We start from the raw sequence: 12,823 nt of genomic DNA, 5'->3' as shown, positions 1-12,823 counted from the left end.
TGGTCTGATGCTCATGCCTCCGGTCCAGCCAGAGTGAAGGCGTCCTTCGTCAGCTCCGCGTGAAGGCGCTGCTCGGCAACGTCTGCGTGGTACGAGGACAGCTCGACGCCCACGAAGCGGCGTCCCTCGCGCAGGGCCGCGACGCCCGTGGAGCCGCTGCCGGTGAACGGGTCGAGGACGACGCCAGCTTCGGGGCAGAGTGAGCACGTCCCCAGCCTCGGGGACGAGCCAGCCGGTGCGGAGGAGATTGGGCACGCACATGCCGGGGCCGGCCTGGTCGAGGTCGGCGGTCCCCGTACCTCCGAGCGCGGGCACGGTGTACGTGTGGCCGAGCCACCCCATCACGCACCAGGGGTTCTCGTACCGCGTCAGGACGCCAGCGACCTCGCCCCAGGCGTCGTCGTGCGCCTTGAAGCGGTGGCCGAGTTCGTGGCAGAGGCCCGCCGGGCTGAAGTCGACGGCCGCGATGTGGGTGAGGGAGCCGGGAGTCGTGCCGCCGCTGGAATCCGGCTCGTCGATCACGGTGACGACGTGGTCGTACGAGGCAAGGGAGAAGCCCAGCTCGTCGGCGACCGCCTGGGTCGCGCCCATGCCCAGCTCGTGCCACTTCGCCGGGGCGAAGGGGGCCACCTGCCAGTCCTTCACCTCGACGGTGAGGGTGACGCGGCCGCCCGACTGGGCGTGGAAGTAGGCGGCGACCTCGGCGACGGCCTTCCTGGCCCAGTCGGCGGTGAAGGTCGTCTCGCGCTCCGTGTCTTCGCAGGAGAGCAACAGGACACCGATATGCACGGTTTTCACCCTTCCGCGGCTCACCCTAGGCGGCGTCCCGGCCGGGCGCGCCGCGGGAAGGCCGTCCGGGGCGGTCGGTGGCAGGTGCGGTGGGGCCGTCGGTCCGGGCCTCGGTCCGGCCGTCGGACGGGTGCTCGGGCTGGTCCTCTGTCGGCGCCGCCGGTACGAGGGCCAGGCCCAGGAGGGGGGCCGCTGTGAGGAGTAGCCAGGGGGTGGGGCCCGGGAGGGTCAGGAGGGCGCCTGTGGGGGCCGATGTGGCGAGGACCGCGAGGCCGGCTATGGAGGAGAGGGCGCCGGTGGCCAGGCCGAGGTGGCGTTCGTCCACCAGGTCGGGGAGCAGGGACCTGGTCGCGGGCAGGACCAGCATCTGGCCGAGGGTGAGGAGGGTCGTGAAGGTTACGGCTGCCGCCATGCCCTCGTACGGCCGTAGGGCTGCCGTCGCGGCGAACGCCGTGGCTGTCAGGAGGAGTCCCGTGCGGAGCATCGACGGGCTGTCCAGTCGCGTGGCCGCGAGGCGTTCCAGGGAGGTCGAGCCGAACACGGCCAGGGCCGAGGAGAGGGCGAACAGCCAGCCGAGGGCGGCCTGGGAGCCGGTGGCGCGGGCCAGTTCGGCGGGGAGGGCCAGATAGAGCTGGTTGTAGGCGAGGAGGTAGGTGGAGTAGGCCAGCGCGAGGCGGAGGAAGCGCCGGTCGGCCAGGACCGTCCGCCACTCCCCCGGGCGCCGCTCCTGGCCTCCGCCTCCGGGCATCAGGCGCGCGTGGGCGGCGAGGACGAGCGCGAAGACTCCCGCTCCGGCGAGGCAGGCCGTACGGAAGTGGGCGTCGCCGGTCCCGTACAGGAGCAGCGCGCCGAGGACCGGGCCGAGGAGGGCGCCGGCCTGGCCGCCCGCCGAGAAGCGGGCCAGGGTCCGGGTGCGGCGGGGGCCGCCGGAGCGCTCGGCGCGGAGTGCCTCGCGGGCGATCTCGGACTCGACAGCCGGGGAGAAGAGCGCGGCGGCGAAGCCGACGAGGACGACGGCCCCGGTCACCGTCCAGGGGTTCGACGCGACGGCGAGGCAGAGGAAGCCGATCACGCGCAGTGCGCAGCCCGCGAGGACCACGGGCCGGGGGCCGTACCGGTCGGTGAGTGCCCCGCCGACGACGAAGAGGCCCTGCTGGCTGAACGTCCGCAGGCCCAGGACGAGTCCGACGAGCGCGCCGCCCAGTCCGAGGGCGCCGCCCAGTCCGAGGGCGCCGCCCAGGTGGTCGGCGAGGTAGGGAAGGACGGCGAAGAAGCCTACGTTGAAGGCGAACTGGCTCGATATGAGGAGTCGGGTGAGGGGGGTCACGCGGTGAGCTTTCCTTCGCGCATCGTCAGGACGCGGTCGCAGGTGTGCCGCACCGCCGCCCTGTCGTGGGAGATGAACAGACAGCTGACCCCGAGGGTGTCCTGAAGGTCCATCAGGAGGTTGAGGACGCCGGCCCGCAGGGAGGGGTCGAGGGCGGAGGTCGGCTCGTCGAGTACGAGGAGTTCCGGGCGGGTGGCGAGGGCGCGGGCGATCCCGGCGCGCTGGCACTGTCCGCCGGACAGTTCGTGGGGCAGCCGGTCGCCGTGCGACGGGTCGAGGCCTACTTGGCCGAGAAGTTCCGTGATCCGCGCGGGGCCGTCCGCCTTCGTCCAGAGGCCGTGCAGCCGGAGGGGTTCGGCGATCTGGTCGCGGATGCGGCGGCGCGGGCTGAGTGCTCCGTACGGGTCCTGGAACACCGGCTGGAACCGAGGCCGTAGCGCCCGCAGTTCGCGCTCGCGGAGGGTCGTCAGCTCCACCCCGTCGAACCGGACCGATCCGGCGTCGGGGCTCAGCAGGCGGAGGACGGCCGCGGCCGTGGTCGACTTGCCGCAGCCGGAGGGCCCGACGAGGCCGACCGTCTCGCCGGCCGCCACGTCGAACGACACCCCGTCGACGGCGGTGCGGCCTCCGTACCGTACGACGAGGTCGCGCACCTGGAGCAGGGGATTCACGCTGTCTCCCCCAGGGGGTGGTGGCAGGCGACCCTGCGTCCGTTGGTCGTTTTCGGTGCTGGGTCCTCGCGTCGGCAGAGGGCGGTGGCTGCCGGGCAGCGGGGCGTGAAGGCGCAGCCCTCGTCCGGCGCGCCATCACCCGTCGCGGCCTTACCCGTCGGGCCCTCGCCTGTCGCGCTCCCGCCCGTCGCGGCCTTACCCGTCGGGCCGACACTCGTTACACCCTCGTCCGTCGCGCCCGGCAGCAGTGGAGCTCCGGTCAGGACCGGGAGGCGGGAGCGGTGTGCGAGGCCGGGCGTGGGCAGGGAGGCGAGGAGAGCGTGGGTGTACGGGGCGGCCGGGTGCTCCAGTACGCGTTCCACGGGGCCGAGTTCCACGATCCGGCCCGCGTACAGGACGGCCACCCGGTCGGCGTGACGGCGTACCGCCTCCAGGTCGTGGCTGACGAGCAGCAGGGCGGCCCCGGCGGCCGCGCAGCGCTCCCGCAGGAGGGTGAGGACGCGCTCCTGGCGCTCGGGGTCGAGCGCCGTGGTCGGCTCGTCGGCCACGACCAGGTCCGGCTCGTTGACCAGCGCCATCGCGATCACGGCGCGCTGGCGCATGCCGCCGGACAGGGCGTGCGGGTACACGGCGGCCGCCTCCGGCGCGAGGCCGGTGGCGGCGAGCGCACGGCGGGCCACCGCACGGGCCTCGCGACGGCCGAGGCCCTGCACGGACCGTACGGCCAGGGCCAGTTGCTCCTCTACGCGATGGACGGGCGAGAGTGCCGACAGGGCGTCCTGCGGGATCCGGGCCAGGCGGCGACCGAGGTCGGCCGGGGTGACGGGTGCGCCGTGCAGCAGCACCCGGCCGGAGACGGTCGCCGTGCGGGGCGCCATGCCCAGCAGCGCGCGGGCCGTCAGCGACTTACCCGCGCCGGACTCGCCGACCAGGGCGAAGACCTCGCCCGGGTACACCTCGAAGCCGATCCCCCGGACGGCGTCCGTCGTGCCGATGGAGACGTGGAGGGCGTCGACCGTGAGGAGCGGGTCAGTCGGTGGGGGCGGCAACGGGTCGGGCCTTTCTTGAACGGGCTACGGGAGAAGCGCTGTTGGAGAGGCTGACGGCCAGGGCGGCGAGCAGCGCGAGGGCCACGGCCGGGGCGAGCGCGGCGACGGGCGCCCGCTCGACGTAGTCGGCCGACTCGTCGAGGAGCAGGCCCCACTCGGGCGACGGCGGCTGGGCGCCGAGGCCGAGGAAGCCGAGCGAGGCGAGGGCGAGGGCGACGCCGGGCAGCCGAAGCACCGCGTGCCGGGCCACCGGGCCCGCCACCGACGGCAGTACGTGCCGGGTGGCGATCCACAACGGGCCTGCCCCCAGGGCGCGTTGGGCCTGGAGGAAGCGGGAGGCGCGTACCTCCTGGGCGAGGGCGGCCGCGTGGGCGGCGAGCGGCGGCCAGGACACCAGGGTCACGGCGAGGGCCGCCGCGCCCGCGCCGGGGCCGGTCACGGCCGCGACGAGCAGGCCGACGATCACCGGCGGCAGGGCGTTGGCGATGTCCGCGAGGCCGGCCGTCGTCCGCGGCAGGAAGCCGAGCACGAGGGCGATCAGACAGCTCAGCGCGGTCACCGCGGCGGCGGTGCCGACGGTGGCGGCGGCGCCGTGCCCGAGCCGGGCGAGGACGTCCCGGCCGAGCGCGTCCGCGCCGAGCGGGTGCGCGGTGGAGGGCCCGGCGAGCCGGGAGGCGACGTCCACGGCGTACGGGTCGCGGAGCAGCCCCCAGCCGATCACGCCCGCGAGCACGGCGGCCAGGAGCAGCGGGGCCACGGCGGACATCCGCGTCTGCCGGGGTCGCCGTGGCGGCGGCAGGCTCAGGCCCGCCTCGCGGAGCGCGGGCCCGAGGAGCCGGCGCCGGAGGAGCGAGGCCGCGCCGCCGACCAGGAGGCCCAGGAGGAGCAGGGCGAGTACGCAGCCCTGGAGCAGCGGCAGGTCCTGCGCCTTCGCCGCGCCGAGCGCCGTACGGCCGATGCCGGGGACGGCGAACACGGTCTCGACGGCGACGGCGCCGCCGGTCAGGCCGACGACGACGAGGCCGAACTGCGGGACGAGCGGCGGCAGGGCGCGGCGGAGCGCGGCCCGTGTGGTCCGGGCGCGGCTGGTCCCGGCGCCGCGCCACAGCTCCGCCCACGGTTCCTCCAGGACGGCGGGGAACGCGACGGCGACGAGCCGGCCGAGGAGCGCGCCCGCCGGGACGCCGAGGGCCAGCGCGGGCAGCACCAGGTGGGCCGGTCCGGCCCAGCCGGAGGTGGGAAGGAGGCCGAGCCACACGCCGGCGACGATGAGCAGCACGAGGGAGAGCAGGAACTCGGGCAGCGAGGTGAGGACCGCGGCGACCGCGCCAGCCGTGGGGCGGCCCCGTACGAGCGTGGGCGCGGCGAGCAGCGAGCCGACGACGAGCGCGACGCCCAGGGCCGCGCCCATGAGGGTCAGGGAGACCCCGAGTCCCGCCACGATGGAGGGCAGGACGTCGGTGCCGGAGACCCAGGAGGCCCCGAGATCGCCCCGGAGCAGCCCGGACACCCAGCCCCCGAGGAGCCCCCACGGCCCGGCGTCGAGCCCGAGGTCGGCGCGGATCGCGGAGAGCGCCTCGGGGGTGGGCTCCTGCTCGGCGGACCGGGCGCGCAGCAACCCGAGCGCGGGATCCTTGCCGGAGAGCCACGGCAGCAGCCCGACGACGGCCAGGAGGGCCGCCAGGGCGGCGGCCCTGGCGGCGAAGCCGGCGAGGGCGGGCCGCCGGCGGGTGGAGGCCGCCTTCCAGCGGGTGGGGGTGGCCCGGCGGCCGGTGGGAGCAGCTTCGCGACCGGTGGGGGTGGCTTCGCGGCCGGTGGGGGTGGCTTCGCGGCGGGTGGGGGTGGCCCGCCACCAGGCCGGGACCTGCCAGCTGGCGGGGTGCCAGCGGGCGGCGGGGTTTGGCGTACGAGGGTCGGCCTGGGCCGCCGCGGCTCCGGAGCCGGCCGGGGCGTTCGCCGCCACGGGGCCGGTCAAGGCGCTCACGGACTCGGGGCCGCCCTGCGCCCCCTGCGAGGGTTTCGTCACGGAGGGGCCTCCCGGCTGATGGCTCATGGGCGGGGCCTTGTCAGGAGGGTTTTGACCGTCAGGGCCTTGGCCACGAGGAGCCGGGCCGCCAAGGTCGTCACCGCGGGTGACTTCACCGTACGTGGGTGTCGACGGTGACGAGTTCGCGTTCCCGGGGGTCGTGCGCGGCGTCCACCACGTGGGCCGCGTCGCCCTGGATCACGCGCTCGTGCAGCATCGGCACGGCCGCGTCGGTGGCGAGTACGGCGGCCTCGGCGGCGATCACGGCCCGGCGGCGGGAGTCGCCGGTCGCCGTGCCGGTCGCGGCGGCGAGCGCCCGGTCGACGGTGGGGTCGGCGAGCTGGGCGATGTTGAAGGAGCCGTCGCCCGCGAAGTCGCTGTAGAGGTACGCGGCGGGGTCCCCGGAGTCGAGGACCGTGGCGCGGGAGAGGACGAACGCGTCGAACTTCCCCGCGAGCGCGTCGGCCTCGATGGTGGCGTACTCCCGTACGTCCAGCTTCACGGTGAATCCGGCCTTCTGGAGCTGTTGCTGGAGGAGCTGGGCGACCTCGGGGAGTTCGGCCCGGTCGGTGAACGTCCCGATGGTGACGGTGGCGCCCTTGGGGGCGGCGGCCGCGTGGGGGCGGCGGACGGGGGCGCGGAGCTCGGCCGCCCAGGGCAGGGCGGGGCCGAGGAGTCCGCCGGCCACGTCGGCGCGGCCCTCGTACACCCCGGCGACGAGGGCGCGCGCGTCGACGGCCTCGCGGGCGGCGGCACGCAGGGCCGGGTCCTTGAACGGGCCCCTGCGGGTGTTGAGGTAGAGGGTGTTGGTCCGGGGCATGGGGACCTCGGTGATCAGCTTCGGGTCGAGGAGGCGGGCCTGGGAAACGGGCACGGCCTCGACGATGTCGGCCTCCCCGGCGCGCAGCGCGGCGGCGCGGGCGGTGCCGTCGGGGACGTACCGCACGTCGATGCCCGCGGCCTTGGCGCGGCCGCCCCAGTAGGAGTCGTACCGGTCGAGGGTCGCGGAGGAAGTGCCCTCGGCGCGGACCAGGACGAACGGTCCGGTGCCGGCGCCGACGGGGTTCACGGTCCGGCCCCGGTACGCCTTGGCGGCGAGGATCGACAGCTGAGGCGAGCTGAGCCGTTGGGGCACGAGGGGGTCGGCGGTGCCGGTGGTCACGGTGAGGGTGTGGGGACCGGTGGCGCGGGCGGTGAGGGCGACGCCGTCGAGGATGCGGGGCTTGGGCGAGGCCTTCGCCGCCGTGGTCAGGGAGCGGACGACGGCCTCGGCGGTCAGGGGCGTCCCGTCGTGGAAGGTCACGCCGTCGCGGAGGGTGAACGTCCAGGTCGGGCCGGTCTGCCGCCAGGAGGTGGCGAGGGCGGGTTCGGCGTTGCCGTCGCGGTCGAGCCGGACGAGGGTCTCGGCGGTGGACCAGCGGGAGAGCTTGAAGGCGTCGTCGGAGAGCGGGGAGAGGCCGGAGCGGGGCGGCTGCATCATGGCGACCCGGAGGCGGCCGTCGGCAGCATCGCCAGCGCCCCTTGTCCCGGTTCCGGTTCCGGCTCCGGTTCCGGTGAAGCAGCCGGTGAGCAGCGTCGCGGCCGCCGTGGTGAGGGCGAGCGCGGCGAGCGTGCGGCGACGGTGGGCGTGGGGTGTGCGGGGTGTGCGGCTGGTTCCGGGCAGGCCGGAGCGCGCGGGCAGGCGGAGCAAAGGGGGTCCTCGGAGGGCGCGGCGAGCGGGTACGCGCCGACCATACCAGGATGACAATCATTTTCATTACGGGGGCGTACCCGCTCGCACTCAGCCACCCGGCGCGATGGGCGTGCCGCCCTTGAGCCGCTCGATGTCCGAGGCCCGGACCTGGATCACGAAGAGGGCGATCAGCGCGCCGACCACGGCGAAGATCGCCGCCGTGACGAAGCCCGCGGAGACTCCGGAGGTCAGGACCTGGTCACCCCAGGGAGGCGGAAGCTGGCCGGTCCTGGCGAACTGCGCCTTCTCCAGCGGGCCCGCCTGGGAGAGGAAGGCGGGGACCTGCTTGTCCGCCTCGTTGCGGCTGGCCGTACCGAAGACCGTGACCAGGATCGAGAGGCCCAGCGAACCGCCCACCTGCTGCGTGGCGTTGAGCAGGCCGGACGCGGCGCCGGAGTCCCTCGGTTCGACGTTCGACAGCGCCATGATGGTCAGCGAGACGAACATCAGGCCCATGCCGAAGCCGAAGACGAGGATCGGCCCGAGGATGCTGCCCAGATAGGTCGAGTGCACATCGGTCAGGGTCAGCCAGGCGAGGCCGGCCGCGGCGAGTACCGAGCCCGTCACCATGAACGGTTTCGGCCCGTACCGGGGCAGCAGGGTGGACGTGAGCCCCGCGCCGACCCCGATGATCGCGCTCACCGGCAGGAACGCCATGCCGGTCTTCAAGGGGCTGAAGGCCAGTACCTGCTGCACGAACAGGGTGAGGAAGAAGAACATCCCGAAGATCGCCGCCGCCAGGCACAGCATGATGGCGTAGGTGCCGGAGCGGTTGCGGTCGGCGAACATGCGCAGCGGCGTGATGGGTTGCTGGGAGCGCCGTTCGACGAGGAGGAACACGGCCAGGAGCACGACGGCCGCGACGAACGAGCCGATCGTGTACGGGTCGCGCCAGCCCTCCTGGGCGGCGCGGATGAACCCGTAGACCAGCGCCACCATGCCGAGCGTCGAGGTGAGGGCGCCGGTGAGGTCGAAGTGGCCGGGGCGCCGCTCGGACTCCTTGACGTGGCGGGGGGTGAGGAAGGCGATGAGCAGGGCGATGGGGACGTTGACGAAGAAGATCCAGCGCCAGTCGAGCCATTGGACGAGCATGCCGCCCGCGACAAGTCCGATCGCGCCTCCGCCGGCCGAGACGCCCGCGAACACGCCGAAGGCCCGGTTGCGTTCCGGGCCTTCGTCGAACGTCGTGGTGATGAGGGAGAGCGAGGTCGGTGAGGCTATGGCGCCGCCGACGCCCTGGAGCGCCCGGGCGGCGAGGAGTTGCCATTCGCTCTGCGCGAGTCCGCAGAAGAGCGAGGCGAGCCCGAAGAGCAGCACGCCGAAGATGAAGACGCGTCGCCGGCCCAGGATGTCGCCGGCGCGGCCGCCGAGCAGCAGCAGGCCGCCGAAGGTGAGGGTGTACGCGTTGACGACCCAGGCCAGGCTGGTCGTGGAGAATTCCAGCGCGGTCTGGATGTGTGGGAGCGCGATGTTCACGATCGTGATGTCGAGAACCACCATCAGCTGGCACGAGGCGATGACGAACAGGGCGATGCCCTTGCCGTCTCCGCCGCTCCCGTGGGGGGCGGTCGCCGTCGGGGCCTTCGGCTCGGGAGTACTCGGTGTACTACTCATGGCTGTTCATGGCGCATCGCGCCCTCGCGGAGGAAGCTGTGGGCCGGGCGGTCCACCTTTTCGACACTAAGCCCGGCCCGCACGCCTTACCAGTTGATCAATCGCCATCACCGGAGAGATCACCGGAGAGATCACCGGAGACCAGGGGCGATCGAGGGCGTGATCAGGCGCGTGCGGGCTCGTCCAGGACCGCGAAGCCGTCGAGCTCCACCCGGGCCTGTTCGTCCCAGAGGCGTACGACTCCGATGACGGCCATCGCCGGGTAGTCGCGGCCCGCCAACCGCCGCCAGATGCGGCCGAGTTCATGGGCGTGGGCCCGGTAGTCCTCGACGTCGGTGGTGTAGACGGTGACGCGGGCGAGGTCGGCGGGGGTGCCGCCGGCGTGCCGCAGGGCGGTGAGGAGATTGGCGAGGGCGGTGGTGAACTGCTCGGTGAGGGTGTCTCCCACGACCGCGCCCTCGCTGTCGAGGGCGGTCTGTCCCGCGAGGAAGACCAGACGGGTGCCGGTGGCGGTGACGGCGTGGGAGAAGCCGCTGGGCGGGGCGAGTTCGGCGGGGTTGTGCCGGTGCAGGCTCATGGGGACGGCTCCTCCTGGTTCCCGACTCCTGTCGACGATGGGGCGGAACGGCGCTGGGACGCGTACAACTCCTTGGCGATGATGGTCCGTTGGACCTCGGTGGCCCCCTCGTAGATCCGGGGTGCCCGGACCTCGCGGTAGAGGTGTTCCAGGAGGTGGCCGCGTTGCAGGGCGCGGGCGCCGTGGAGTTGGACGGCGGCGTCGACGACGTACTGGGCGGTCTCGGTGGCGAGCAGTTTGGCCATGGCGGAGCGCCGGGGCACGTCCGGGTCGCCCTCGTCGTACGCGGTGGCCGCCGCGTACACGAGGAGGCGGGCGGCCTCGGTACGGGTGGCCATCTCGGCGATCCGGTGGGCGACGGCCTGGAGGTCGGCGAGGTGTCCGCCGAAGGCGGGGCGGGCGGCGGTGTGGGCGAGGGCGGCGTCCAGGGCGGCCTGGGCCATGCCCACGGCGAAGGCGCCGACGCTGGGCCGGAAGAGGTTGAGGGTGTGCATGGCGACCCGGAAGCCCCGGTCCGGTTCGCCGAGGAGGTCCTCGGGGCCGACGGCAACACCGTCGAAGGTGAGGGTGCCGAGGGCGTGCGGGGCGAGCATGTCGAGGTGCTCGCCGCCGAGGCCCGGCCGGTCGGCGGGGACGAGGAAGGCGGTGACCCCGCGGGCGCCCGCGTCCCGGGTGGTGCGGGCGAAGACGGTGGCGAAGTCGGCCTCGGGGGCGTTGGAGATCCACTGCTTCTCGCCGTGCAGCCGCCAGCCGCCGCGCCCGTCGGGGACGGCGTCGAGGGCGAGCGCGGCCGCGTCGGAGCCCGCACCGGGCTCGGAGAGCGCGAAGGCGGCGACGGCCCGTCCCGCGGTGACCTCGGGGAGCCAGCGGGCGCGCTGCGCGGGGGTGCCGAAGGCGGCGACGGGGTGGGCGCCGAGGCCCTGGAGGGCGAGGGCGGTCTCCGCCTCGGTGCAGGTCCGGGCGAGGGATTCGCGCAGGAGGCAGAGGTCGAGGGCGCCCGCGTCGAAGAGCCGGGCGAGGAGGCCGAGTTCGCCGAGGGCGGCGACGAGAGGGCGGTTGACCCGGCCGGGTTCGCCCTTCTCGGCGAGGGGCCGCAGGCGTTCGGCGGCGAGGGTGCGGAGCTCCGCACACCAGGTGAGCTGTGCCGTATCGAGCGAGAATGCGGGCATGTGGGCCCTCTCTGACGCCCTCGGGCGTCGCCGTCGTCCCTGCGCCGTCGGGCGCTGCCGTTCCTGCGCCGGACCGCGCCGGCCCCGTGCCGTCCGGTGCCTCCCTCCGGGCGCTCCCGAGCACCCTTGTCGCGAACCGTTGACTGCCGTCACCAACACGATACGCTCGTGGGGCGACGGGCGACCCCACCACGACAGGGGGACGGACTCATGGAGCTGACACCCTCGGCCCACCTCGACACCTTCGCCCGCGACCGGCTGCCGCCGCCGGACCGGTGGCCACGTCTCCTCTTCGATCTTCCGGAGCTCGCCTACCCCGACCGGCTGAACTGCGGCGCGGAGCTCCTCGACCGTACGGTGGAACGGTTCGGCGCCGGCCGGCCCGCCTTCCACGACGGCGAGGGGGGCGTCTGGAGCTACGGGGACCTCCAGGACCGGGTCGACCGCATCGCCCACGTCCTCACCTCCGACCTGCGCGTACGGCCAGGCAACCGGGTCCTCCTCCGTGGCCCCACCACCCCCTGGCTCGCCGCCTGCTGGCTCGCCGTGATGAAGGCGGGCGCGATCGCCGTCACCGTCCTCGCCCAGCAGCGCGCCCCCGAGCTGGCCGTCATGGCGGACGCGGCCCGCTGCACCCACGCCCTCTGTGACGCCCACACCCTCGACGAGCTCGTCGCGGCCGGGATCCCGGGCCTCCGCGTCACCCCCTTCGGCGGGGAAGGGCCGGACGACCTCCTCGCCCTCGCCGCCCGCCACCCCGGCCCGTACCCGGCGGTTCCGACGGCCGCCGACGACGTGGCCCTGATCGCCTTCACCTCCGGCACGACCGGGCAGCCGAAGGGCTGCGTCCACTTCCACCGGGACGTCCTCGCCGTCGCCGACACCTTCTCCGCGCACGTCCTGCGCCCGCTGCCCGACGACGTCTTCGCCGGTTCGCCGCCGCTCGCCTTCACCTTCGGCCTCGGCGGGCTCGTCGTCTTCCCCCTGCGGGCCGGGGCGAGCGCGGTCCTGCTCGAACAGGCCGGGCCCAAGCAGCTGCTCGCGGCGATCGAGCGGCACCGGGTGTCGGTGCTGTTCACCGCCCCGACGGCCTACCGGGTCATGCTCGACGAGCTGGCCCTCGGCACCGCCCCCGACGTCGGCTCGCTGCGCCGCTGCGTCTCGGCCGGCGAGAACCTCCCGGAGGCCACCTGGACCGCCTGGTACCGGCGCACCGGGCTCCGCCTGATCAACGGCATCGGCGCGACCGAGCTGCTGCACATCTTCATCTCCGCCGCCGACGGCGACATCCGGCCCGGCACCACCGGCCGCCCGGTGCCCGGCTGGCAGGCCAGGATCACGGACCGCGACGGCCGGGACGTCCCGGACGGCGAGGAGGGGCTGCTCGCGGTGCGCGGCCCGGTGGGCTGCCGCTATCTGGCCGATCCCCGCCAGGCCGAGTACGTACGGGAGGGCTGGAACGTCACGGGAGACACGTACGTCCGCGAGCCGGATGGCTGGTTCCGCTATGTCTCACGGGCCGACGACATGATCATTTCGGCGGGGTACAACATCGCGGGCCCCCAGGTCGAGGAGGCGCTCCTCGACCACCCCGACGTCCTCGAGACGGCCGTGGTGGGCCGCCCGGACGAGCTGCGGGGTCAGGTCGTCGTGGCGTACACGGTGGTACGGGACGGGGTGCCGCGCGACGCCACCACGGCCGCCGCGCTGCGCACCTTCGTACGCGCCCGCCTCGCCCCGTACAAGTCACCCCGCGAGATCGTCTTCCTGGACGCGCTGCCCCGCACGCCCACGGGCAAGCTCCAGCGCTTCCGGCTGCGGGACCAGGTGCGATCCGGGCGCGACGCGGGCGCCACCCCCTAAGGTGAT

Annotated in this window: 9 protein-coding genes and 1 pseudogene; 1 reads left to right on the top strand and 9 read right to left on the bottom strand. The window is 74.4% G+C overall.

Annotated features, from left to right (window positions below):
- Window positions 1–11: 11 nt before the first annotated feature.
- The 9 genes and pseudogenes from ACIRB7_RS22555 to ACIRB7_RS22515 all read right to left on the bottom strand — a co-directional run.
- Window positions 12–200, bottom strand: a pseudogene (locus tag ACIRB7_RS22555) (DNA methyltransferase); the annotation flags it as partial.
- 614 nt (window positions 201–814) lie between these two features.
- Complete coding sequence (locus tag ACIRB7_RS22550) at window positions 815–2,116, bottom strand: MFS transporter (RefSeq protein ID WP_403601452.1); 1,302 nt, start codon at window positions 2,114–2,116, stop codon at window positions 815–817.
- On the bottom strand, window positions 2,113–2,787 hold the full coding sequence (locus ACIRB7_RS22545; protein ID WP_403601449.1) for an ATP-binding cassette domain-containing protein: 675 nt from the start codon (window positions 2,785–2,787) through the stop codon (window positions 2,113–2,115). The genes ACIRB7_RS22550 and ACIRB7_RS22545 overlap by 4 nt, the downstream gene beginning before the upstream one ends.
- Complete coding sequence (locus tag ACIRB7_RS22540; RefSeq protein WP_403601446.1) at window positions 2,784–3,836, bottom strand: ABC transporter ATP-binding protein; 1,053 nt, start codon at window positions 3,834–3,836, stop codon at window positions 2,784–2,786. The genes ACIRB7_RS22545 and ACIRB7_RS22540 overlap by 4 nt, the downstream gene beginning before the upstream one ends.
- A complete protein-coding gene (locus ACIRB7_RS22535) occupies window positions 3,817–5,520 on the bottom strand; it encodes an ABC transporter permease subunit (protein WP_403601836.1) in 1,704 nt (567 codons plus the stop codon). Before ACIRB7_RS22535 ends, ACIRB7_RS22540 begins: the two co-directional genes overlap by 20 nt.
- 454 nt (window positions 5,521–5,974) lie before the next feature.
- Entirely contained in the window at window positions 5,975–7,435 is a 1,461-nt protein-coding gene (locus tag ACIRB7_RS22530; protein ID WP_403601833.1) for an ABC transporter substrate-binding protein, read from the bottom strand.
- A gap of 207 nt (window positions 7,436–7,642) precedes the next feature.
- Window positions 7,643–9,208, bottom strand: coding sequence for an MFS transporter (locus tag ACIRB7_RS22525; RefSeq protein WP_403601444.1), 1,566 nt, complete (start codon window positions 9,206–9,208; stop codon window positions 7,643–7,645).
- 163 nt (window positions 9,209–9,371) lie between these two features.
- Window positions 9,372–9,785 (bottom strand): RidA family protein, encoded by a 414-nt coding sequence (locus tag ACIRB7_RS22520; protein WP_403601441.1) that lies wholly within the window; start codon window positions 9,783–9,785, stop codon window positions 9,372–9,374.
- Window positions 9,782–10,954, bottom strand: a complete 1,173-nt coding sequence (locus ACIRB7_RS22515) for an acyl-CoA dehydrogenase family protein (RefSeq protein ID WP_403601439.1) — start codon at window positions 10,952–10,954, stop codon at window positions 9,782–9,784. The genes ACIRB7_RS22520 and ACIRB7_RS22515 overlap by 4 nt, the downstream gene beginning before the upstream one ends.
- Window positions 10,955–11,164: 210 nt before the next feature.
- On the opposite strand from ACIRB7_RS22515, the gene ACIRB7_RS22510 reads away from it, so the two are divergent.
- A complete protein-coding gene (locus tag ACIRB7_RS22510) occupies window positions 11,165–12,817 on the top strand; it encodes an AMP-binding protein (protein ID WP_403601436.1) in 1,653 nt (550 codons plus the stop codon).
- The last annotated feature ends 6 nt before the right edge of the window (window positions 12,818–12,823 follow it).

Source organism: Streptomyces sp. NPDC093795 (assembly GCF_044764665.1).
Classification (GTDB): Bacteria; Actinomycetota; Actinomycetes; order Streptomycetales; family Streptomycetaceae; genus Streptomyces.
Note: the sequence above shows the minus strand (reverse complement) of the source record. Positions and strands in the feature narration are given on the sequence as shown.